The sequence below is a fragment of the Streptomyces sp. NPDC048479 genome, assembly GCF_040651435.1.
GTDB lineage: Bacteria > Actinomycetota > Actinomycetes > Streptomycetales > Streptomycetaceae > Streptomyces.
On sequence record NZ_JBEZKA010000001.1, the window covers coordinates 1 to 21,490 of the forward strand.

Annotated in this window: 18 protein-coding genes, 1 tRNA gene and 1 pseudogene; 6 read left to right on the forward strand and 14 right to left on the reverse strand. The window is 70.4% G+C overall.

The features are described 5' to 3' along the window. Positions 1–86: 86 nt before the first annotated feature. Positions 87–740, reverse strand: coding sequence for a response regulator (locus AB0D12_RS00005; RefSeq protein ID WP_327322934.1), 654 nt, complete (start codon positions 738–740; stop codon positions 87–89). A 94-nt stretch (positions 741–834) separates the two neighbouring features. Between AB0D12_RS00005 and AB0D12_RS00010 the strand changes: the two genes are divergently transcribed. Continuing rightward, a tRNA-Leu gene (locus AB0D12_RS00010) sits at positions 835–917 on the forward strand. 86 nt (positions 918–1,003) lie between these two features. Beyond that, positions 1,004–1,524, forward strand: a pseudogene (locus AB0D12_RS00015) (hypothetical protein). 28 nt (positions 1,525–1,552) lie between these two features. On the opposite strand, the gene pyk reads toward AB0D12_RS00015, so the two are convergent. Then, positions 1,553–2,986, reverse strand: coding sequence for a pyruvate kinase (gene pyk, locus AB0D12_RS00020; protein WP_362675249.1), 1,434 nt, complete (start codon positions 2,984–2,986; stop codon positions 1,553–1,555). A 144-nt stretch (positions 2,987–3,130) separates the two neighbouring features. Beyond that, on the reverse strand, positions 3,131–3,844 hold the full coding sequence (locus AB0D12_RS00025) for an SIMPL domain-containing protein (protein ID WP_327322937.1): 714 nt from the start codon (positions 3,842–3,844) through the stop codon (positions 3,131–3,133). Between the two features lie 168 nt (positions 3,845–4,012). Here AB0D12_RS00025 and AB0D12_RS00030 point away from each other — a divergent pair, with 168 nt between their 5' ends. Beyond that, entirely contained in the window at positions 4,013–5,818 is a 1,806-nt protein-coding gene (locus AB0D12_RS00030; protein ID WP_362675251.1) for a 5'-nucleotidase C-terminal domain-containing protein, read from the forward strand. Between the two features lie 19 nt (positions 5,819–5,837). Here the strand turns inward: AB0D12_RS00030 and AB0D12_RS00035 are convergent, their stop codons facing one another. The 6 genes from AB0D12_RS00035 to AB0D12_RS00060 all read right to left on the reverse strand — a co-directional run bounded on the left by AB0D12_RS00035 (position 5,838) and on the right by AB0D12_RS00060 (position 13,172). Then, the gene (locus AB0D12_RS00035) at positions 5,838–7,250 is read right to left on the reverse strand and encodes a SidA/IucD/PvdA family monooxygenase (protein ID WP_362675253.1); all 1,413 of its coding nucleotides are present in this window, start codon (positions 7,248–7,250) and stop codon (positions 5,838–5,840) included. Beyond that, positions 7,247–8,647 carry an aminotransferase class V-fold PLP-dependent enzyme gene (locus tag AB0D12_RS00040; protein WP_362675255.1) on the reverse strand — a complete coding sequence of 467 codons (1,401 nt, stop codon included), beginning with the start codon at positions 8,645–8,647 and terminating at the stop codon, positions 7,247–7,249. Before AB0D12_RS00040 ends, AB0D12_RS00035 begins: the two co-directional genes overlap by 4 nt. Positions 8,648–8,941: 294 nt before the next feature. Then, positions 8,942–11,431, reverse strand: coding sequence for an aminopeptidase N (gene pepN, locus AB0D12_RS00045; RefSeq protein WP_362675257.1), 2,490 nt, complete (start codon positions 11,429–11,431; stop codon positions 8,942–8,944). 70 nt (positions 11,432–11,501) lie between these two features. Beyond that, positions 11,502–11,903, reverse strand: a complete 402-nt coding sequence (locus AB0D12_RS00050) for a type II toxin-antitoxin system VapC family toxin (RefSeq protein ID WP_362675259.1) — start codon at positions 11,901–11,903, stop codon at positions 11,502–11,504. 64 nt (positions 11,904–11,967) lie between these two features. Further along, positions 11,968–12,273, reverse strand: a complete 306-nt coding sequence (locus AB0D12_RS00055; RefSeq protein WP_362676336.1) for a chorismate mutase — start codon at positions 12,271–12,273, stop codon at positions 11,968–11,970. 20 nt (positions 12,274–12,293) lie between these two features. Further along, a complete protein-coding gene (locus AB0D12_RS00060) occupies positions 12,294–13,172 on the reverse strand; it encodes an AraC family transcriptional regulator (protein WP_327322945.1) in 879 nt (292 codons plus the stop codon). Between the two features lie 308 nt (positions 13,173–13,480). Here AB0D12_RS00060 and AB0D12_RS00065 point away from each other — a divergent pair, with 308 nt between their 5' ends. Next, positions 13,481–15,229, forward strand: a complete 1,749-nt coding sequence (locus tag AB0D12_RS00065; RefSeq protein ID WP_362675261.1) for a beta-galactosidase — start codon at positions 13,481–13,483, stop codon at positions 15,227–15,229. A gap of 94 nt (positions 15,230–15,323) precedes the next feature. On the opposite strand, the gene AB0D12_RS00070 is transcribed toward AB0D12_RS00065, so the two are convergent. Next, on the reverse strand, positions 15,324–16,082 hold the full coding sequence (locus AB0D12_RS00070; RefSeq protein ID WP_362676338.1) for a serine protease: 759 nt from the start codon (positions 16,080–16,082) through the stop codon (positions 15,324–15,326). 236 nt (positions 16,083–16,318) lie between these two features. Here AB0D12_RS00070 and AB0D12_RS00075 point away from each other — a divergent pair, with 236 nt between their 5' ends. Continuing rightward, positions 16,319–17,218, forward strand: coding sequence for a hypothetical protein (locus AB0D12_RS00075; RefSeq protein ID WP_362675263.1), 900 nt, complete (start codon positions 16,319–16,321; stop codon positions 17,216–17,218). A gap of 23 nt (positions 17,219–17,241) precedes the next feature. Then, complete coding sequence (locus AB0D12_RS00080) at positions 17,242–18,846, forward strand: ankyrin repeat domain-containing protein (RefSeq protein WP_362675264.1); 1,605 nt, start codon at positions 17,242–17,244, stop codon at positions 18,844–18,846. A gap of 6 nt (positions 18,847–18,852) precedes the next feature. Here the strand turns inward: AB0D12_RS00080 and AB0D12_RS00085 are convergent, their stop codons facing one another. The 4 genes from AB0D12_RS00085 to AB0D12_RS00100 form a co-directional block, all read right to left on the reverse strand. Next, on the reverse strand, positions 18,853–19,239 hold the full coding sequence (locus AB0D12_RS00085) for a barstar family protein (RefSeq protein ID WP_362675266.1): 387 nt from the start codon (positions 19,237–19,239) through the stop codon (positions 18,853–18,855). A gap of 18 nt (positions 19,240–19,257) precedes the next feature. Then, a complete protein-coding gene (locus AB0D12_RS00090; RefSeq protein WP_362675268.1) occupies positions 19,258–19,647 on the reverse strand; it encodes a ribonuclease in 390 nt (129 codons plus the stop codon). 165 nt (positions 19,648–19,812) lie between these two features. Further along, positions 19,813–20,703 carry an SDR family oxidoreductase gene (locus AB0D12_RS00095; protein WP_362675270.1) on the reverse strand — a complete coding sequence of 297 codons (891 nt, stop codon included), beginning with the start codon at positions 20,701–20,703 and terminating at the stop codon, positions 19,813–19,815. A 1-nt stretch (position 20,704) separates the two neighbouring features. Further along, a complete protein-coding gene (locus tag AB0D12_RS00100; protein ID WP_362675271.1) occupies positions 20,705–21,457 on the reverse strand; it encodes an SDR family oxidoreductase in 753 nt (250 codons plus the stop codon). Between the last annotated feature and the right edge of the window lie 33 nt (positions 21,458–21,490).

Sequence of the window (21,490 nt, forward strand, 5' to 3'; positions counted from 1 at the left end):
TTTTCTTTTCTTTGTGTTTGTTTTTTCCCTTCTCTTCGGGCTTGGGCCCGCACCCCGAGCTCGGGGTGCGGGCCTCTCCGTATGCCCTACTCGCCCTTCGCGGCCTTCTTCTCCTCCGCGTCCTCGATGACCGCCTCGGCGACCTGCTGCATCGACAGCCGCCGGTCCATCGAGGTCTTCTGGATCCACCGGAACGCCGCGGGCTCCGTCAGCCCGTACTGCGTCTGCAGAATGCTCTTCGCACGGTCGACCAGCTTCCGCGTCTCCAGCCGCATGGAGAGGTCCGCGACCTCCTGCTCCAGCGCCTTCAGCTCGGCGAACCGGGAGACGGCCATCTCGATCGCCGGCACGACGTCGCTCTTGCTGAACGGCTTCACCAGGTACGCCATGGCTCCGGCGTCCCGGGCCCGCTCCACGAGATCGCGCTGCGAGAACGCGGTCAGCATCAGGACGGGGGCAATGGACTCCTCGGCGATCTTCTCGGCCGCGGAGATGCCGTCGAGGACGGGCATCTTCACATCGAGAATGACCAGGTCGGGGCGGTGCTCCCGGGCGAGCTCGACGGCCCGCTGACCGTCACCGGCCTCGCCGACGACCGCGTAGCCCTCTTCCTCGAGCATCTCTTTGAGGTCGAGCCGGATGAGCGCCTCGTCCTCGGCGATCACGACGCGGGTCGTCAGCGGAGGGACGTGCGACTTGTCGTCATCGGCGACGGGCTGGGGCGAGTCGGGGGCGGTCACGGAGGCTCCTCATTCAAAGGCAGGGTGCGCACCATGAGCCTACCCAGCAGCAGCGGCCTACGGTGACCCGGTACACTTCCGGGCAGCTGATCGCGCCGGGTTGGTGGAAGGGTATACACGGAGGTCTCAAACACCTCTGCCTGAGAGGGCTTGCGGGTTCGAATCCCGCACCCGGTACTTCGTCCAGGAAGCGGATGTTCACATTCTCGTGAACATCCGCTTCCTGCTGCGCGTCGCCACAGTCAGTCACACAGAGTGGCAGCATGAACTTCCATGGCACAGAGGTGCGACAGCAAGCCCTCACGCTGCTACGAGGCGGGACGAGGAATGCGGAGGTGGCGCGCCAGCTGGACGTCCCGCCCGGCACCGTCAGTTATCGGCTGCACATGGATCGCGGCACACGCGGAGAGTGTCCAGGCAAACACGACCCCAAGTGCCCTCGGTGCGATGGCCGAGACCTCGTTGAGGCCGCATACTCCTACCGGGCTCTACCTCGGGGACGGGCACATCATCCAGTACTCAGGACACAGAGTCCCCAGCCTCATGATCACCTGCGCCGAGTCCTGGCCAGGCCTGATGGACGAGTGTGAGCGCGCGATGCGCGCAATCTTCCCGGACAACTCGGTCTGCCGCGTCCGCAGGGTCGGGTGCCGCAACGTGAAGGTCTCGACAAGCTCGGCGTCGAGTGGAAGCACTGCACCCGCGCAGGAAAGCCGTCAACATCTCCGTCGCCAAGCGCGCGTCCGTCGCGCTCATGGACGCCCACGTCGGGCCGAAGTACTGACCACCCCGGCCCGAGAGGCGTACGCCGCCTACTTGGGGCTGTCGTCCTCGCCGATGTGGTGTACCCGTACGAGGTTCGTTGAGCCCGCAACCCCGGGCGGGGAGCCGGCCGTGATGACCACGATGTCGCCCTTTTCGCAGCGGCCGATCTTCAGCAGCTCCTCGTCGACCTGGGCCACCATGGCGTCGGTGGAGCCGACGTGCGGACCGAGGAAGGTCTCCACGCCCCAGGTGAGGTTGAGCTGGGAGCGGGTGGCCGCGTCCGGTGTGAAGGCCAGCAGCGGGATCGGCGAGCGGTAGCGGGAGAGCCGCCTGACGGTGTCGCCGGACTGTGTGAAGGCGACCAGGAACTTCGCACCCAGGAAGTCGCCCATCTCGGCTGCCGCTCGGGCCACCGCGCCGCCCTGTGTACGGGGCTTGTTGCGCTCGGTCAGCGGCGGCAGGCCCTTGGCGAGGACGTCCTCCTCGGCCGCCTCGACGATGCGGCTCATCGTCCTCACCGTCTCGACGGGGTATTTCCCGACGCTCGTCTCGCCCGACAGCATCACGGCATCGGTGCCGTCGATGACGGCATTGGCGACGTCGGACGCCTCCGCGCGCGTGGGGCGGGAGTTGTCGATCATCGAGTCGAGCATCTGGGTCGCGACGATGACCGGCTTGGCGTTGCGCTTGGCGAGCTTGATGGCGCGCTTCTGGACGATCGGCACCTGCTCGAGGGGCATTTCCACGCCGAGATCGCCGCGGGCGACCATGATGCCGTCGAAAGCGGCCACGATGTCGTCGATGTTCTCGACGGCCTGGGGCTTCTCGATCTTGGCGATCACGGGAAGCCGGCGGCCCTCCTCCGCCATGATGCGGTGCACGTCGTCGACGTCGCGTCCGCTGCGTACGAAGGAGAGGGCGATGATGTCGGCGCCGATACGCAGGGCCCAGCGGAGGTCTTCAATGTCTTTCTCGGAGAGCGCCGGCACGGAGACGGCCACGCCGGGAAGGTTGAGGCCCTTGTGGTCGGAGACCATGCCGCCTTCGACGACGGTGGTGCGGACCCGGGGGCCGTCGACCGCGGTCACCAGGAGCGCGACCTTGCCGTCGTCGACGAGGATGCGCTCTCCGGTGGTGACATCGGCGGCGAGGCCCTGGTAGGTGGTGCCGCAGATTTCGCGGTCGCCTTCCGTCTCCTCGACCGTGATGGTGAATTCATCGCCGCGTTCAAGCAGTACGGGTCCTTCGCGGAAGCGTCCGAGTCGGATCTTCGGACCTTGAAGGTCGGCGAGTACACCGACACTGCGGCCCGATTCGTCGGAGGCTTTGCGTACGCGCTGGTAGCGCTCCTCGTGCTCGGCGTAGGTGCCGTGGCTGAGGTTGAAGCGGGCGATGTCCATTCCGGCTTCGACCAGTGCCTTGATCTGGTCGTATGTGTCGGTGGCGGGCCCAAGAGTACAGACGATCTTTGCTCGGCGCATGATTCGAGCGTAGGGCTTACCGGCCGGTAGAGAATTGGCCGCGCATGACTACTCAACAACCTTTACGTGAAGCCTTATTGACAAGTGTTGAATTGCGCGCGGGGGCGCTCCGATGAGCATTTCAGTCGCCGGAGCACGCCCCCGTCACAGCTGCGGCGGCGTCATCGTAAAGCGGGCGTTGACCTGGGCGTAGACGGTCTGGCGCTGCGGCTCCAGATCGAGGGCCGGGGCCATCTCGGCGCTGTCGGTGCCGCCGTATGCGGCCATGCGCATGCCACCGGGCGTCGGAGGCAGTCCGTACGCGACGGCGTTCTCCGCGCCGAGATCGGCCAGCTCTACCAGAGCGGCCAGCCGCGCACCCAGGGCCTCGGCGTACTCGCGGGCCCGCTGGACGGCCTCCTTCACCGCCTGGCGGCGGGCCTCGCCATGGGCCGGCGAGTCCGGGCGCAGGGCCCACCAGGGGCCGTCCACTCGGGTCAGCTCAAGATCCGCGAGGCGTGTGGTGAGCTCGCCGAGCGCGGTGAAGTCGCTGAGCTCGGCGGTGATGTGGACGCGGCCGTAGTAGGCGCGGACGCGTTCGCCGCGGCCGTGCCGCGTGAGCTCCGGAGTGATCGAGAAGGCGCCGGTCTCAAGCTTCTCCACCGATTCGCCGTAGGACTTGATCAGGTCGAGGACCGCGGAGTTGCGGCGGGTGAGGTCCTCCAGCGCGCTGCGCCGGTCCGTGCCGCGCGCGCTGACCGCGACGCCGATCCTGGCGATCTCGGGGTCGAACTCCAGTCGCGCCTCGCCGCGCACGGCGACGCGCGGCGTCTCCGGTGTGCCGTACGGCGCGGCGGTGTTGGGTGCGTCGGTGGTCACGGGAGGCTCCCTCGTACTTCGCGGTTGTGCCGGCGGACGTCATGGACACTCTCGCATCCCGGGCGGGACAACCGGCGGACACCAGATCGAAACCCGCGAGGGGTGTTGCCGGATACTGCTCCTGCGTCAGAATCTACGCGCGTTCTGCACCGATACGAGGGAGACGAAATGCCGCTGAACCGTAGGACGTTCCTGGAGCGGTCGGCCGCCGCCGGGGCCGGCGTGGCCGTCTCGGGCGCCACCGCCCTGCCCGCCGGAGCGGCAGAGCAGGGCCACAGCCACGGGCGTCCGCCGAAGCGGTACTCCTTCACCGTCATGGGCACCACGGACCTGCACGGCAATGTCTTCAACTGGGACTACTTCACGGACAAGGAGTTCGACGACAAGACCCACAACGACGTGGGCCTGGCGAAGATCTCGACGCTCGTGGAGAAGATCCGCAAGGAGAAGGGCCGGCGCAACACGCTCCTCATCGACGCCGGTGACACCATCCAGGGCACCCAGCTCTCGTACTACTACGCCAAGGTCGACCCGATCACGGCGAAGCGCGGTCCCGTGCACCCGATGGCGCAGGCCATGAACGCGATCGGCTATGACGCCGCGGCGCTCGGCAACCACGAGTTCAACTACGGCATTCCGGTGCTGCGCAAGTTCGAGGAGCAGTGCGACTTCCCGCTGCTCGGTGCGAACGCGCTGGACGCCAAGACGCTCCGGCCGGCCTTCCGCCCGTACAGCATGCACCGGCTGCGCACGCCCTGCGGCCGCGATGTGAAGGTCGCCGTCCTCGGCCTCACCAACCCCGGCATCGCCATCTGGGACAAGGCCAACGTCCAGGGGAAGATGACTTTCCCGGGTCTGGAGGAGCAGGCCGCGAAGTGGGTGCCGAAGCTGCGCTCCATGGGCGCGGACGTGGTGATTGTCTCCGCCCACTCGGGCTCCAGCGGCACCTCCTCCTACGGTGACCAGCTCCCGTACATCGAGAACGCCGCCGGTCTGGTGGCGGAGCAGGTGCCCGGTATCGACGCGATACTCGTCGGCCACGCGCACACCGAGATCGCCGAGTACTTCGTCGCCAACAAGGAGACCGGCAAGAAGGTCGTGCTCTCCGAGCCGCTGAAGTGGGGCCAGCGGCTCACGCTGTTCGACTTCGACCTGGTGTGGGAGAAGGGCCGCTGGACGCTCGAGAAGGTCGGCGCGCAGGTCCTCAACTCCAACACGGCCGACGAGGACCCGAAGATCACCGGGCTGCTCGGCGACGAGCACAAGAAGGTCGTCGCGTACGTCAATCAGGTCATCGGCACCTCCACCACCGCGATGACCACGGCCGACGCGCCGTGGAAGGACGAGCCGATCATCGATCTGATCAATCACGTCCAGGCGGAGACGGTGAAGGCGGCGCTGGCCGGCGGCCAGTACGCGGCGCTGCCCGTCCTCTCGCAGGCGTCCTGCTTCTCGCGCACCGCGGCGATCCCGGCCGGCCAGGTGACCATCAGGGACGCGGCCGGGCTCTATGTCTTCGAGAACACCCTGGAGGCGCGGCTGCTGACCGGCGGGCAGCTCAAGGACTATCTGGAGTTCTCGGCGCGGTACTACGTGCAGACGCCGGCCGGCGGTCCCGTCGACACCGCCAAGCTGACCAACGCCGACAACACTCCGGACTACAACTACGACGCGGTCTCGGGTCTGACGTACGAGATCGACATCGCCAAGCCGACGGGTTCGCGGATCGTGAATCTGTCCTTCGACGGCAAGCCGATCGACGCGGCGGCGCAGTTCGTGCTGGCCGTCAACAACTACCGGGCGAGTGGCGGCGGGAACTTCCCGCATGTCGCCAAGACCCAGCAGCTGTGGGCGAATTCGGAGGAGATCCGGAACACGATCATCAACTGGGTGAAGGCGAAGGGCACGGTCGACCCCGCGCAGTTCGCGACGGTGGGCTGGAAGCTGACCCGGGACGGCGCGCCCGTCTTCTAGCGGTTTCGTCGCGAGGCGTTCAGATTCCCCGGGCGAGGGGCGTCAGCTCCGGCGCCGGTGCGGGGATGCCGGGCGCCTCGCGTCGTTCCAGGCCGAAGCTGGTGAAGGCGGTGCGGCGCGGCAGCGGGTAGGGCTCCTTGCCGGTGAGGGAGTTGAGGATGCTCGCGCTGCGCCAGGCCGCGAGGCCGAGGTCGGGGGCGCCGACGCCGTGCGTGTGCCGTTCGGCGTTCTGTACGTATACGGAGCCGGTGACCGACCCGTCGAGGACGAGCCGGAAGTGGTCGTCGATGTGCGGTCGGCCCGCCGCGTCGCGGCGCACATACGGGTCGATGCCGGCGAGCATCCGGTCGAGCGGGCGCTCGCGGTAGCCGGTGGCGAGGACCACGGCGTCGGTGGTGAGGCGGGAGCGGGTGCCCTGCTGGGCGTGCTCGAGGTGGAGTTCGACCTTGGTGGTGGCGACGCGGCCCGCGGTGCGTACACAGACGCCGGGCGTGAGGACGGCGTCCGGCCAGCCGCCGTGCAGGGTGCGGCGGTAGAGCTCGGCGTGGATCGCGGCGATGGTGTCGGCGTCGATGCCCTTGTGGAGCTGCCACTGGCGCGGGACCAGCGTGTCGCGGGTCCGCTCGGGCAGGGCGTGAAAGTAGCGGGTGTAGTCGGGCGTGAAGTGCTCCAGGCCGAGTTTGGAGTACTCCATCGGTGCGAACGCCTCGGAACGGGCCAGCCAGTGGATCTTCTCGGCTCCCTCGGGCCGGGCGCGCAGCAGATCGAGGAAGACCTCGGCGCCCGACTGTCCCGAGCCGATGATCGTGATGTGTTCGGCGGCCAGCAGCCGTTGCCGGTTGTCGAGATAGTCCGCGGAGTGGATGACCGGGACGGCGGGGGCTTCGGCGAGGGGCTTGAGCGGCTCGGGGATGTACGGCTCGGTGCCGACGCCGAGCGCGATGTGCCGGCTGTACGCGCGGCCCAGCGCCTCCGCCCCGCCGTCGGCGTCGAGCTGGGTGAAGTCGACCTCGAAGAGGGAGCGTTCGGGGTTCCAGCGGACGGCGTCGATCTGGTGGCCGAAGTGCAGGCTCGGGAGTTGGCCGCTGACCCAGCGGCAGTAGTCGTCGTACTCGGAGCGCTGGATGTGGAACCGCTCGGCGAAGTAGAAGGGGAAGAGCCGGTCCCGGGCGCGCAGGTAGTTGAGGAACGTCCAGGGGCTGGCCGGGTCTGCGAGGGTCACCAGGTCGGCAAGGAAGGGGACTTGGAGCGTCGCGCCCTCGATCAGCAGGCCGGGATGCCAGTGGAAGGCGGGCCGCTGCTCGTAGAAGGTGGCGGCGATACCGCCGGGGACGCGGTCGGCGAGCGCGGCGAGGGAGAGGTTGAACGGGCCGATACCGATGCCCACGAGGTCTTGGGGCTGAGCGAGTTCGGTCGGGGGCGTGCCGGTCATCGGGGGGTGCTGCCTTCCGCGAGTTCGATCAGGACTTCTTGGATCAGAGCTGCCAGGTCGCCGGGGGTGGCATGGGGGTTGAGGAGGGTGGCCTTGAGCCAGAGGCGGTCGTCCGCGCGGGCCCGGCCGAGGACCACGCGGCCTTCGGCGAGGAGCGTGCGGCGGATGTCGGCAGTCCGTTCGTCGGTGGCCGTGGCCGGTCGGAACAGGACGGTGGAGAGCGTGGGCCGCTCGTACAGCTCGAGGCCGGGGGTCTTCTCGATGAGGTCGGCGAGGAGGTGGGCGGCGGCGCAGGTGCGGTCGACGAGTGCGCCGAGGCCGGTGCGGCCCAGCGCTCTGAGGGTGACGGCGATCTTGAGGATGTCGGGGCGTCGGGTCGTACGCAGGGAGCGGCCCAGCAGGTCGGGCAGGCCGGCTTCGGTGTCGTCGTCCGCGTTGAGGTAGTCGGCGGTGTGGCCGAGTGGGGCGAGGCGGGCCCGGTCCGGTACGGCGAACAGACCTGCGGCGACCGGCTGCCAGCCCATTTTGTGCAGATCGATGGTGACGGAGTGGGCGCGGTCCAGGCCGTTCAGCAGGGAGCGGCGGGACGCGCTGAAGAGCAGCGGTCCGCCGTAGGCCGCGTCGACATGGAGCTCGGCGCCGTGCCGCTCGCAGAGGTCGGCGATCTCGGGCAGCGGATCGATTCGCCCGGTGTCGGTGGTCCCCGCGGTGGCGGCGACGAGGAGCGGGCCGTGCAGATCGGTGAGGGCGTCGTCCAGGGCGGCGAGGTCGATGGTGCCGGAGGGGACGGGGACGGTGACCGGCTCGGGCAGGCCCAGCAGCCAGGCGGCGCGGCGTACGGAGTGGTGGGTGCCGGCTCCGCAGACGACCTGGACGGCGCCGTGGCGTTCGCGGGCCAGCAGCAGGGCGAGCAGGTTGGACTCGGTGCCGCCGGTGGTGACCAGGGCGTCGGGGTCGGCCCCGCGCGGGTAGACCTCGGCGGCGAGGGTGCGGGTGGCGGCGGCCTCCAGCTCGGAGGCGGCGGGGGCCTGGTCCCAGGAGTCCATGGAGGGGTTGAGCGCGGACGCCGCGAGATCGGCGGCGACGGCGAGTGCGAGTGGCGGGGCGTGCAGATGGGCCGCGCACAGCGGGTCCGCCGGGTCGGCCGCGCCCTGCGCGACGGCGTGGACGAGGCTGCGGAGGGCCTCTTCGGCGCCGGTGCCGCGCTCGGGGAGCAGCGGCTCGGCGGCCTCGCGCAGCCGCGCGGCGACGGTCTCGGGGCCGCCTGCCGGGAGCGGCCCGCCGCGTTCCGCCGCGCCGTCGTGGAGTGCGTCGAGCACGACGGCGAGCAGCGGCCGCAGGGCGTCGGGTCCTGCGGTGCCTCCGGCGAGGGCCGGGTCAGGGGGCGGCGTACTCATGCGGGGTCCTTCGGGGAGCGCGGAGGTGGCACAACCCCAGGGTGTACGCGTGATCCCGTGGGGTGTCCGCAGAGCTCAACGATCCGAACCCGAAAGTGGTACCGCGTTGGGGAAGGGGGGAGTTGGGGTGGAGGTCGCTGCTATGGCGGACGAGGTTCCGTTTCCCCGTCCCGCCCCTTCCCTCAGTGCTGATGTGCGGCTCCGCCGCGTGCCGGGCGGGCCGCAATGCAGCCCGCCCGGCGATTGAGGACACGCCCGATGGGCGTCCGGGGGCGGCAGCCCCCGGCTCACCGGCTACCCGCCGCGTACCGCCAACGCCCGGCGCAGATCGTCGAGTTGGTCGACGAGCTTGCGGCGCAGCGCCGGGATCATCTCCGCGTCGCGCAGACACTCCTCGCCCAGCCCCAGCGTCTCCGCGTCCACGGCGTGCAGCGGGAAGGCGTAGCGGCCCGCGGCATCCGCTATCGCGGGTCCGCGGCGGGCGGCGAGCGCGACCGAGTCCGGGTAGTAGCGGGGCACGTACTCGCGTACCAGATCGGCCTGTTCGGGCTGCCAGAAGCCCTGGGCTGTGGCGGTGAAGAGGTAGTTGGAGAGGGTGTCGGAGGTGAAGAGACGTTCCCAGGCGGCCGCCTTCGCCTCCGGAGTGGGCAGCGCGGCGCGGCAGCGGGCCGCCCCTTCCTGGCCGGTGGCGCTGGGGTCCCGGTCCAGTTCCGCGGCGATCGCCTTGTCGTCGGTCGCGCCGAGGACGGCGAGGCGGTACAGGATGCGCCAGCGCAGCTCCGGGTCGAGCTCCGGGCCGCCGGGCACGCTGCCGTCGCCGAGCCACTCCTGGAGCGTCTCCGGCTGGGCGGCGGCGTCGATGAAGTGGCGTACGGCGGTGAGGCGCAGACCCTGGTCGCTGCCGTCCTCGGTGCGGCGCAGCAGTGCGCGGCAGATGTCTCTGAGTGCGGCGAGGGCGGCGGGCCGGTTCTCAGCGGGGAGGTAGCGGTCGGCGAGCTGCGTCGCGGCGAAGGTGAGGATGCCCTGGACGACCGCGAGGTCCGACTCGCGCGGGAGGTGGGTGCGGGCCGCCTCCAGATAGGCGGTGGGGGCGAGCTCGCCGTCGCGGACCATGTCGCGCGCGGCGTTCCAGACGACGGCGCGAGTCAGCGGGTCCGGGATGCCGGAGAGGGAACGTACGGCCGTGTCCCAGGAGGCGGCGTCCAGCCGGACCTTGGCGTAGCTGAGGTCGCCGTCGTTGAGGACGACGAGGGCCGGGCGGCGGCCGGGGTGGGCGCCGTTCCGGCTCTGCGGGATGTCCAGTTCGATGCGGTCGCGCAGCACCAGCCGGCCCGCGTCCACCGGGTCGGCGTCGTACGTGCCCACGGCGATGCGGTGCGGGCGGCTGCCGTCGTGCGCGACCGTCAGCGACCATCCGCCCTCGGACTCGGCGATCGCCGGGGTGAGGGTGTCCACGCCTGTCGTTCGCAGCCAGGACTCGGCCCAGCCGTGCACATCACGGTCGGTGGTATGCGCGAGTGAGTCGATGAAGTCGGCGAGGGTGGCGTTGGAGAACTTGTGCCGGGCGAAGTGGGTGTTGATACCGGCGAGGAAGTCCTTCTCGCCCAGCCAGGCCACCAGCTGGCGCAGCGCCGAGGCGCCCTTGGCGTAGGAGATGCCGTCGAAGTTGAGCATCGCGGACGCGGTGTCGGGGACGGCTTCCGGGTCTGGCGCGACCGGGTGGGTGGAGGGCCGCTGGTCGGCGTCGTAACCCCAGGACTTGCGGCCGATGCCGAAGTCGACCCAGGTGTCGGTGAAGCGGGTGGCCTCGGTGAGGGTCTGGTAGCCCATGTACTCGGCGAAGGATTCGTTCAGCCAGATGTCGTCCCACCACTTGAGGGTGACGAGGTCGCCGAACCACATATGGGCCATCTCGTGGGCGATGACCATGGCGCGGGTCTGCCGCTCGGTGTCGGTGACGGCGGAGCGGTAGATGAACTCGTCGCGGAAGGTGACCAGGCCCGGGTTCTCCATCGCGCCGGCGTTGAACTCGGGCACGAAGGCCTGGTCGTACGAGTCGAAGGGGTACGGCTCCTCGAATTTCTCGTGGTACCGGTCGTAGCACTGGCGCGTGATCTCGAGGATCTCCTCGGCGTCCGCGTCGAGGTACGGCGCCAGCGAGCGGCGGCAGTGGATGCCGAAGGGCAGTCCGGCGTGCTCGCTGCGCACGGAGTGCCAGGGGCCGGCGGCGACGGCGACGAAGTAGGTGGCGAGCGGCGGCGTTTCCGCGCAGGTCCAGCGGCCTTCGCCGCTCGGGGTGGAGATGCCGTTGCCCAGCACGCTCCAGCCCTCGGGCGCGGTGACGGAGAGCTCGAAGACGGCCTTGAGGTCGGGCTGGTCGAAGGCGGCGAAGACGCGCTGGACGTCTTCCATGAAGAGCTGGGTGTAGACGTACGTCTCACCGTCGGTGGGGTCGGTGAAGCGGTGCATGCCTTCGCCGGTGCGGGAGTAGCGCATGTCCGCCTCGACGCGCAGCTCGTGCTCGCCGGGGGTGAGGCCGGTGAGCGCGAGCCGGTTCTCGGCCAGTTTCTCGGGGTCGAGCGGCTGCCCGTCGAGGGTGACGGAGCGCAGTACGGCGGGCTTGAGTTCGACGAAGGTGTCCCCGGCCGCGCGTGCGGTGAACTGGATGACGGTTCGGGAGTCGAAGGTCTCCTCGCCGGTGGTGAGATCGAGGTCGATCGTGTACCGCTGGACGTCGAGGAGCTGGGCTCGGGTCTGCGCTTCGTCGCGCGTCAGTACGGGCATGGGGGCCATGCTGCCCGATGGGTCCTGCTCCGCACACGGGGTATTGATTGCGCTGTCAGCGCACGCGCTTCTACGCGCCGGGGGCCTCGACCGGCAGGTCCCGCTCAGTGGCCGCCGCAGCCAGCCGCTTGTCGTAGGTGACGAACGCGGTCAGCGCCTGTTCGAGGTGTTCGGCACACGCGAGGTGGATCGCGTCGAGGCTGTGCAGGTGGCGCTGCGGGAACTGGCCGGCTGCGCGCAGGATCGGGTCGGTGAGACGGATGCGCAGTACGCGGTCGAGCATCTCCTCTGCGACGTCCCCCACTTCGGGGTCCGCCCCTACGCGTACGAGTGAGCGGGCCACCTCGGTCTGGGTAAGCGCGGCGGTGACATGGCCTTCCGCGGCCCGTGCGGCCAGAAAGGTGCGCAGCGCGCCCGTCTCAGGCTCGGGGAGGAGCAGCTTCAGCAGCGCGCGGGTATCGAGGTGGATCAACGGTCCTCTTCCACCAGCAGCGTGCGGCGCTTTCGCCCGTACGAAGTACGCAGGGGCGATGCGGTCAGGAGCGGGCGATCGTCTCGTGGTGGCGGATGACCTCGGCGATGATGAAGTTCAGCAGCTTCTCGGCGAACGCCGGATCCAGTTTGGCGCTCTCCGCCAGCTGCCGCAGCCGCTCGATCTGGCGGGCCTCGCGGGCCGGGTCGGCGGGCGGCAGGTGGTGCCGTGCCTTGAGGTGGCCGACCTGCTGGGTGCACTTGAAGCGCTCGGCGAGCATATGGACGACCGCCGCGTCGATGTTGTCGATGCTCTCGCGCAGCCTGTTCAGTTCGGCGCGTACGGTCTCGTCGGTGTCCCTCGTGGTCATGGTCAGCGAGCTTACGTCGATCACGTGGTGATCGTCGGGGGGTGTTCGGGGTCCGGGATCTGGTTGCTCCAGCCGCCGGGGACGGTGCGGCCCTGCTGCTCACGGAAGCGGATGGGCGCGATGCCGACACGGCGGGTGAACAGCCGGGAGAAGTAGGCCGGGTCTTCGTAGCCGATGCGGCGGGCGACGGCGGCGACGGGCAGTTCGGTGGCCGCGAGCAGTTCCTTCGCGCGGCCGAGGCGGATGCCGAGCAGGTAGTCCTTGGGGCTGCAGCCCGCGCCGCGGCGAACGGCGCTGCGCAGTTCGGCGGGGGTCATCCCGTGCCGGGCCGCGTGTTCGGCGACGGACAGCGGCTGGAAGGCGTCGCGCGCGAGTGCGGTGAGCACCGGGTCGCCCTCGGTGTTGGTGTCGGCGCGGGCGCGGCGCAGGGCGACCAGGAGTTCATGGACGGCGGCGCCGGTCTCGACCTCCAGGAGCGGGTTGCCGCGGCGTGCGGCGCGGGCGATTCGGCCGACGGCGGCGCGTGCCCCGGCGGCGTCGGAGAGCGGGACGACGGGCCGGTCCGGCTCGATGTAGCCGAGTTCGGTGTAGGTGGCGGTCGCGGGCCCGGTGAAGTCGACGAAACTCTCGTCCCAGCCGCCTGCCGGATCGGGACCGTAGTGGTGCGGAACGCCCGGCGTGAGCCAGATCAGAGCGGGCGCGGTCACAGTGGCGCGCCGTCCGTCGGGGCCGCGGAACCAGCCGCGGCCGGCACTGATCACGACGGCGACATGGTGGTCGAGGGTTCGGGGTCCGACGGTGGGCAGGACACCGTGCTGGAGGCCGACGCCGAGACAGGCCAGACCGAGGCGGTGCTGGACGGGACTCGGGGTGAAATAGCGCATCCAGGTGTGGTACATCCGCCTCTGTCCTCTCCCTGGGCGCCGGGTGCCGAACCTTGCGTCCGACATTGCGTCCAAACAGCGCCGATCTTTGTCCATGGACCGGCTCGCCGCCAGGGGGCGATGGTGGGCGCGGGTTTCTCTCCGGGTTCGCCCGGTCCAGCGAGTGAGCCGAAGGGCGCGCCGCCCGCAGCCGAAGGCCGCTGATGGACACGGCGAAAGCGACGAGACCCGGCGAGCGAGGAACGAGCGAGCGCAGTGTCGAGGAACGTCGACAACGGGTACGAGCGCCCGGAGGTGAACCGAGCGCAAAAGGGGGGTGGACGGTGGCTGAGTTCACTGTGGGTGATACGGACTTCCTGGTGGACGGGCGGCCCGTGCGGCTGCTGTCGGGAGCGCTGCACTACTTCCGGGTGCACGAGGCGCAGTGGGACCACCGGCTGGCGATGCTGCGGGCCATGGGCCTCAACTGCGTCGAGACGTACGTCCCGTGGAATCTGCATGAGCCGGAGCCCGGCCGGTACGCGGACGCCGACGCGCTGGGCCGGTTCCTGGACGCCGCACAGGCGGCAGGCCTGTCGGCGATCGTGCGGCCGGGGCCGTACATCTGCGCCGAGTGGGAGAACGGCGGGCTGCCGCACTGGCTGACCGGACGGCTCGGACGGCGGGTGCGCACGGACGACGCCGAGTATCTGGGGCATGTGGAGCGGTGGTTCACCCGGCTGCTGCCGCAGGTGGTGGAGCGGCAGATCGGGCTCGGCGGCCCGGTGATCATGGTGCAGGTCGAGAACGAGTACGGCAGCTACGGCTGTGACCAGGGCTATCTGCGCCATCTCGTGGATCTGCTGAGGGGCTGCGGGGTGACCGTGCCGCTGTTCACCTCCGACGGGCCCGAGGACCATATGCTCACCGGCGGCTCGGTGCCGGGGGTGCTGGCAACGGTGAACTTCGGGGCGGGGGCCCGTGAGAGCTTCCGGACGCTGCGCCGCCATCAGCCGCAGGGGCCGCTGATGTGCATGGAGTTCTGGTGCGGCTGGTTCGACCACTGGGGCGGGGAGCATGTCGTACGGGACCCGGCGGATGCCGCGGCGGCGCTGCGCGAGATCCTTGAGTGCGGCGCCTCGGTCAATGTCTATATGGCGCACGGCGGCACGAACTTCGCCGGCTGGGCGGGGGCCAACCGGGGTGGCGGCGCGCTGCACATGGGCGGGCTCCAGCCGGACGTCACGTCGTACGACTACGACGCGCCGATCGACGAGTACGGGCGGCCGACGGAGAAGTTCCGGCTGTTCCGGGACGTGCTCGCGCTGTTCCAGGCGGGTCCGCTGCCGGAGCTGCCGCCGGCGCCCGCCGCTCTGGGTGCGCCGGTGCGGGTGGAGCTCACCGAGTGGTCGCCGCTCGACGAGGTACTGGAGACGCTCGGCGACGATGAGTCGGAGGGGCCTGTTCCGCCCACGTTCGAGGAGCTGGGCGTGGACCGCGGTCTGGTCCGCTACCGGGTCGGTGTTCCGGGCCCGCGGCAGCCGTACCCGCTGGGCGTGTCCGGCCTGCGGGACCTGGCCGTCGTGTATGTCGACGGCGTGCGGGCCGGGGTGCTGAGCGGCGAGGACGCCGCGCTCGAGGAGCCGGTGGCCGGGCCCGCCGCGGTGGAGCTGTGGGTGGAGTCGCTGGGGCGCGTCAACTACGGGCCGCGTACGGGCGAGCCCAAGGGCATTGCCGGAGGTGTACTGCACGAGCGGCAGTATCTGCACGGCGTACGGGCGCGGGGGCTGCGGCTGGATGCCTTCGAGGAGGCGGTCGCGGTCGCGAAGGTGCCGTTCCGCGCGCCGGCCGAGGAGGGGTCGACGGGCCTGTACCGGGCCTCGTTCGAGGTGAGCGAGCCTGGCGACGCGTCGCTGGAACTGCCGGGCTGGACACGGGGTTTCGTCTGGGTGAACGGCTTCAACCTCGGCCGGTACTGGTCGGCGGGCCCGCAGCACACGCTGTACGTTCCCGGGCCGGTGCTGCGCGTGGGCATGAACGAGGTGTGGGTGCTGGAGCTGGAGGCGGCGGGGACGTCCGTCTGTCTGGGGTGACCTCTCCCCTGGGGCTCCGCCCCGGACCCCGCGCACGGCCGAAGACCGTACGGGGGTCCGGGGCGGAGCCCCGGCAACCAGCAAAGCCCGGTAACTAGAGGCCTGCCGCCGCGGACTTGATGGCGGCGGCGAAGGCGGACACCTCGGTGTAGACACCCGGGAAGTTGGGCCGTGCGCAGCCCTCGCCCCAGCTCACGATGCCGACCTGGATCCACGCGTTGTTGTTGTCCTTGCGGAACATCGGGCCGCCGGAGTCACCCTGGCAGGTGTCCACGCCGCCCTGCTTGAGCCCGGCGCAGATCTCCTCGCCGGACACGAGCTCGGGGTACGCCTGCTTACAGCTGGCGTCGGAGACGAACGGCACCTGGGCCTTGCGGAGGTAGCGCTGCTGGCCGCCGCCCTCGGTGGCCGCGCCCCAGCCGGCGACCGTGAAGGTGCCGTTGTCGTACGCCTTCGTGTCGGCGATCTTCAGGGTCGGGAGGTCGATGTTCTTGGCGAGCTTGATCAGCGCCCAGTCCTTGCCGGTGCCGTTGTAGCCGGGGGCCTGCAGGACCTTGGTCGACTTGACCTTGATGGCGCTGGAGCTCTGCAGGTCGACGACACCGGCGGTCGCGGTGATGCTGGTGTTGTTGCCGGAACCGTTCACACAGTGGGCGGCGGTCAGCACTATGTTCTTGGCGTACAGCGCGCCGCCACAGCCCATGGAGAGCCGGACCATGAACGGGAATTCGCCCTGAGCGGCGCGGGTTCCGCCGACGACGGGCGCCGTGGCGGCCGAGGACGAGGTGGGCTGAAGGCTGATGGCGGCGAGGACGACAGCGCCGGCGGCGGCGCATCTCTGGAGCACTCGCACAAACTGCTTGTTCAACGGACTGCCTTTCGTGGGGGGTTGAGATTTACGCCTGCGCCGGAGTCCACCTCAGCATCGCGCGCGCTGTCATGAGCCGGACAAGCGTGATCCGGATTATGAAGAGTGGATCACCACGCCACAAGGAGCAGTTTTCGGCCATGTCACCAGCGAGGATTCGACCTCGCCTCCCCGTACAGTTGAATCGGGCCGACCGTCGTGTATGGGGGGTACGGGCAGTGGTGGCGAACGGCAACGAGGTCGTACACGGCTTTCCGCACCTCGACACGGTGCGGGCGGCGATCACCGCGCTCTACAGACGCCTCTCGCGGGAGACCGTGCTCTCCTACGCCCCGAGCGTCGTCCCGGCCGATGTGGCCTTCTCCGACCAGGACGATCTGCATCTCGGCGCGCAGCGCGTCGCCCGCGCCCTGGTCCAGCATCTGCGGCTGCCGGACGCCCGGATGATTGTGAGTTTCCGCGAGATGCACCATGCCGCGAGCGTCGAACTGGCCGCGGGACCGGAGTACTTCATCGAGCTCAACGACCGCTTCCGCACTCATCGCAGGGACATCGGCGCGGCCCTCGCCCACGAGATCATGCATGTGCTGCTGCACCGGATCGACCTGTCCTTCCCCGGCACCCGCGACAACGAGATCCTCACCGACACCGCGACCACGTATCTCGGCGCGGGCTGGCTGCTCCTCGACGCGTTCCGGGAGGACAGCGTCTCCAGCCAGAAGCTCGGCTACCTCACCCCGGAGGAGTTCGGCTACGTCCTCGCCAAGCGGGCGATCGCCTTCGACGAGGACCCCTCCCCCTGGTTCACCAGCCCGCAGGGATACACCGCCTACACCAAGGGCCGCGCCCAGGCACTGCGGGACGCACAGCAGCCGCCTCTCACGACCGCAGGCTGGACGGGCCGCCATCGCTACGCCAAGGACCGGCGCTACGCCCGGGAGCATCCGGGCCCCGCCCACGCGGCTGCCGAGTCGTCCGCGTATGCCTTCGAGCGCGGGCCTGACGGGCTGCTCGTCTCCTTCTCGTGCCCCACCTGCCATCAGCGCATCCGGGTTCCCGTACGGGGACGGGTGCGGGTCCGCTGCGGGCTGTGCCGCACGATTCTGGAATGCGACACCTGACCGATCTTCCGTAGTGTCGAACCATGACGAAAGAGCCGACAGCGGGCGCCCGCGAACTGTTCGAGGCGGTGCACGGCGGCGCGGAAGACGCTGTCGTAGGGCTGCTGAGGGCCGGGACCCCCGCCGATGTGACCGACGAGGACGGGCAGACGCCGCTCTATCTGGCGGCGGTGAGCGACGAGGTGGGCATCGTGCGGCTGCTGCTGGCCGCGGGAGCCGCACCCGAGCGCGCGGGCGGCCCCGAGGGCGGGGACCTGCCGCTGTGCGGGGCCGCGGTCGGCGGACACACCGAGGTGGTACGGGCGCTGCTCGCCGCGGGCGCCAGGCCCGATCTTCCGGAGGCGTACGGCTTCACGGCCATGGTCTGGGCGGTGGGGCAGGGGCACGCCGGGACGGTGGAGGTGCTGCTGGAATACGGTGCCGACCCCGATCTGCCGGGCCCGAGCGGCGAGCCGCCGCTGGTGCTCGCCACCCGGCGCGGCTCTCCTTCGACGGTGCGGGCCCTGCTGCGGCGCGGCGCCGGCGCGACGGAGGCGGCGCTGGCGGAGGCCAGGCAGTGGCTCGTACGGGATGTGGAGCGGGAGCTGCGGGAGGGCCTGCTGCAGGCATACGGGGTGCGGGACAGCGAGGAGTACGAGACCTTCGCGCGCCGGGTCGAGGAGGACGGCGGGGTGACCGTCGTCGTCGAGCTGCTGCGGGAGGGCAGGCCGCTGGCCGGCACTGAGCAGCAGACCGGCCACGGTGCGATCGCGACGCTGCTGGAAGGCGAGCTGGGGATCCTGACTCCGTATGCGGAACTGGCCGAACGGGCCCTGCGCTGCGGGGATCCCGATCAGGACGACTGGGTCGAGTCGGTGACGGCGCTGTGGAGCCGGGGAGACGAGGAGACCTTCCAGGCGGCGGCCGCGTGGTGCGCGAGCGACGATCCGTTGCGGCAGGCGTTCGCGGCGGACGTGCTGGCGCAACTGGGGTTCGTGGGTCCGGGGCCGGATGAGGACGCCGGGCGGGACGGGGCCGCCGGGCGGGATGCGGACCCCGGGCTGGATGCGGACGCCCGGCCCGACGGGTCCGGCCCGCGGCGGCCGTTCGCCGCGCGGGCGTTGCCGCTGCTGCGCGAGCTGTCCCGGGAGGCGCGGGATCCAGAGCTGATCCAGGCGGTCGTCCTCGGTCTCGGGCACCACGGGGATCCGGCCGCGCTGCCCGAGATCCTGCGGCATGCCGGGCATCCGGACGCGGAGGTGCGCCACCGGGTGGCGCTGGCGCTGTGCGGGCTGGTTCCCGGCGGCCATGCGGAGGGCATCGAGGCGGTGATCGCGCTGAGCCGGGACGCGGACACCCATGTCAGGGACTGGGCGACAATGGCACTGGCGGGCATTGAGGCCGATACCCACGAGATCCGCGAGGCACTGGCGGCACGGCTCAACGACCCGGACGCGGACACGGCCGCGGAGGCGGCCCGGGGCCTGGCGATGCGTCAGGATCCGCGTGCGGCTGCGGCGTTGGCCAGGATTCTCGCGGACGAGGATCCGGACGGATATGCCCGGGACACGGCGGTGGACGCGGTGCGGCATCTGCAGGACGTACCGCTCAGGCGTCGGCTGGAACAGACGTCACCGCGCTGCCGCTGACCCGGTTCAGCGCAGCCGTAGCCCGCCGGGTAGCCGCTCCTCGATGATCTGCACCAGCCAGTCGAAGACGGTCGTGCCACGACCGGCCTCCGCCTCGTCCAACTCCGCCTGGATGGCCGTCCTGTTCAGCGGATGGCCGCGCTCCAGCCGCAGCCGCAGCTGGCGTACGGTTTCGTCGCGCCCGAGCGCCCGGCGGGAGAGTTCGTGGTCGCGCCACTCGATGACGAAGTCGCCGTCGTCCGGCGTGCCGAAGCCACCGCTGAGGCAGTCGGCGAAGGCGTCCAGATTGCGGCCGAAGTATCCGCCGGTCCCGTTCACGGCTTCGCCGATCACCCGCCAGAAGCTCTCCAGGCCGGTGACCTCCGCCCCGTCGATCACATAGGTCTTCGTCACGGGGCGGAGGATACCGGCTCAGCAGCCGTAGTCGACGAGGTCGAACGAGGCGTAGTGGTCGGCGGTGTAGTAGTCCTCCTGGGCCGCGTTGCCCGTGACGATACGGCGGGCGCCGCGGGTGGAGGAGCCCGGCGTCTTGACGGTGTACTCGTGGTAGTAGCCGGACGAGTGTGACGGCAGGACGCCTTCGCGGTTCGAGAAGACGGTGCCGTCCTGGCTGTACGGGAACGGCCCTCCGGACTCGATCAGGTCGAGCGTGTCGTGCGCCTGGGAGGGAAGGCCGGAGTAGCAGATGTCACCGACCGTGGCCACGGTCGTGGGCGCGGCCGTGGCCTGTCCGCCGATGAGGAGGATGGAGGCGAGGGCGGCGATGCCGCCGAGAGTGGCGATACGTGGGGGGATTCGCATACCGACATCATGACGCGCGTAGACATGAACGCGTCAACCCCAACGGCCTTGAGTTTTCTACAAGTTAACCTGGGTGGACTCCGGACTCCGGGGCTGTGAAGGACCTGGCGCGCGGCTCGGCGACGCCCCGGGCCGGCGGCATCGTCACCGCTCCTGCCCGCACCATCACCGAGCCCCGTAGACCGGTTGCGGAGTCTCGGCGTCCGCCAGCAGCTTCAGCGCGGCCTCGCCCGCCTCGGACGGAGTCCAGCGCGTTCCCTTGTCCGCGGTGGGTCCCGGCCGCCAGCCCTCCATGACGGTGATACGGCCCGCCTCGGCCTCGAAGACCCGGCCGGTCACACCCGTACTGGAGGCGGAGCCGAGCCAGACGACGAGCGGCGAGACATCCTCGGGCAGGGCGGAGAGGCCGGCGAAGGTCTCCTCGGTCATACGGGTACGGGCCACCGGCGCGATGGCGTTGACCTGGACTCCGTACCGGCCCATCTCCGCCGAGGCGACCAGCGTCAGGCCGATGATCCCGGCCTTGGCGGCCGCGTAGTTGCCCTGGCCGACACTGCCCAACAGCCCGGCTCCGGAGGTGGTGTTGACCACCCGGGCCGCCACCGGCCGACCCGCCTTTGCCTCGGAACGCCAGTGCGCGGCGGCATGCTTGAGCGGCAGGAAGTGGCCCTTCACATGCACCCGCACGACGGCGTCCCAGTCGTCCTCGTCGAGGTTGACGAGCATCCGGTCGCGCAGAAACCCGGCGTTGTTGACGAGGGTGTCGAGGCGGCCGTACGACTCCAGCGCGGCGGCGACGAGAGAAGCGGCACCGTCGGTCGTGGCGATGTCGCCGCCGTGCGCCACCGCGGCACCACCCGCCGCCGTGATCTCGTCGACGACCTGCTGGGCCGGGCCCGCGGAGGAGCCCGCCCCGTCCGGTCCGACGCCGAGGTCGTTGACGACGACCTTCGCCCCCTCGGCGGCGAAGGCGAGCGCATGGGCCCGGCCGAGACCGCGCCCGGCACCCGTGACGATGACGACGCGTCCTTCGCAGATTCCGGCTGTCCCAGTCATCTCACGCCTCCTTGTTGACAGTTGCGGCATCGAGGAAGGCAGGGCGCTCCCCGCCCCCGTGCACCAGCAGCGAGGCTCCGCTCACATACGCCGCCCGCTCCGAGGCGAGGAAGACGGCCGCGTCACCGACCTCCGACGGCTCGGCCAGCCGCCCCAGCGGCACGGTGCGGCCGACCGCCGCGATGCCCTCCTCGTCCCCGTAGTGCAGATGGGACTGTTCGGTACGCACCATCCCGAGGACAAGCGTGTTCACGCGCACCTCGGGCGCCCACTCCACGGCCATGGACCGGGCCAGGTTCTCCAGTCCCGCCTTCGCCGCCCCGTACGCCGCCGTGCCCGGGGACGGCCGGCCGCCGCTGACGCTGCCGATCATCACGATCGATCCGCCGGCCGCCTTGAGATGTCCGTACGCCGCGAGCGAGGCGGTCAGTGGCGCGGTGAGATTGAGCTCGATCACGCGGGCATGGCGGGCCGCGTCGCCCTCGCCGAGCAGCCGGTACGGTGTCCCGCCCGCGTTGTTGACGAGAGCGTCGAGCCGGCCGTGCCGCGCCACGACCAAGTCGAAGAACTCCCCCACCGCGGCGGGATCGCGCAGATCGAGCGGTACGAACTCGGCTCCGGTGACGGGGACTTCCGGCGGTCTGCGCGCACAGAACACCACCTCGGCGCCCGCCCGCAGGAAGGCCCGCGCGATGCCCGCGCCCACGCCCCGCGTGCCGCCGGTGACGACGGCGACCCTCCCGTCCAGCTCCATCGGCTGCTACCTTCCTCACCTAACAAATGTTTG